Raw genomic sequence first — 912 nt, 5'->3', positions numbered from 1 at the left:
GGGGAAAGGCACTGTTTCCAAGGATTGCGGAGCGCTAAAGTAGGCGCAACAACCTGGGGGTGAGGCGTGGTAAAGACCTGGACCAAAGAAGCGGCACCCGACAAGGCTTGTAAGCATTGTGGTGCCATTTACTCGGTCGAGATCTACAGAGTGCCAGTGAAGGACGACGATTCTTTCACTTGCAGGTGCGGACAGGTGCTAGACAAATGGAGATCCACTTCGATCCCCGAATACACCTTAAAGACGCCAGGAGCAGACAAAACAGATGACTGAGCCGCCGCTTTGCTGAAAAGGAGGATTGAAAATCCCCGTGTCGGCGGTTCGATTCCGTCCTCGGCCACCATWATTTAAGGGTTCTCAGCAATGAGAACCCTTTTTTATTTTTGGTTGCACGGAATTTGCACGGCTTGGTATCCGAGCTGTGCCGCCTGCGCTGGTCAGCGAAAAATCAGAGCCGCAACGGTGGCACCGAACGCGCTCAGCACTGCTGCGACGATCGTCATGAGGAATCGCAGGCTGATTCGCCCTGCTCGCTGGCGTTGCCCACGGCGAAACGACACCACGTCGCGCTCTTGGCGCTCCAGCTCCCCTTGCATGTCGATTTCATCAGGATCGATGCCACGGGTGCGTAGCTCTTGCGCAGCTATCGCCTTCGCCTCATCGGTGAGCTGGTGCCGCGCCCAGCGGGCCACGAGTTCACCGTCTGTCATTGCGCCAAACGATGATCGGAACGCTTCTGGTGTTGTCATAGCTGACTCCCTAGTTCCCAAGCAGCATAGCCGGACTCGACGCACCGCCCGACTCCCTTGCCACTCCGAGGCGTTATGCCAGAATCCGATCTAAGCAGGCAGCGGCCAGACCCAAACATGATCGACCTGGACAAGCTTGAGAAGATTTGGCCACTCATCACGC

The 912-nt window shown here is 56.8% G+C and carries 1 protein-coding gene; it reads right to left on the bottom strand.

Translation table 11 applies throughout. The features are described 5' to 3' along the window. Positions 1 to 437: 437 nt before the first annotated feature. Positions 438 to 749, bottom strand: a complete 312-nt coding sequence (locus ACXJKH_RS21350; RefSeq protein WP_457322377.1) for a hypothetical protein — start codon at positions 747 to 749, stop codon at positions 438 to 440. Positions 750 to 912 lie beyond the last annotated feature (163 nt).

It is taken from the genome of Stenotrophomonas sp. P5_B8, from assembly GCF_054049855.1.
Note: the sequence above shows the minus strand (reverse complement) of the source record. Positions and strands in the feature narration are given on the sequence as shown.

Bases quoted from the DNA above. Each gene is read 5' to 3' on its own strand.
- ACXJKH_RS21350 (WP_457322377.1), bottom strand. From the start codon at position 749: ATGACAACACCAGAAGCGTTCCGATCATCGTTTGGCGCAATGACAGAC.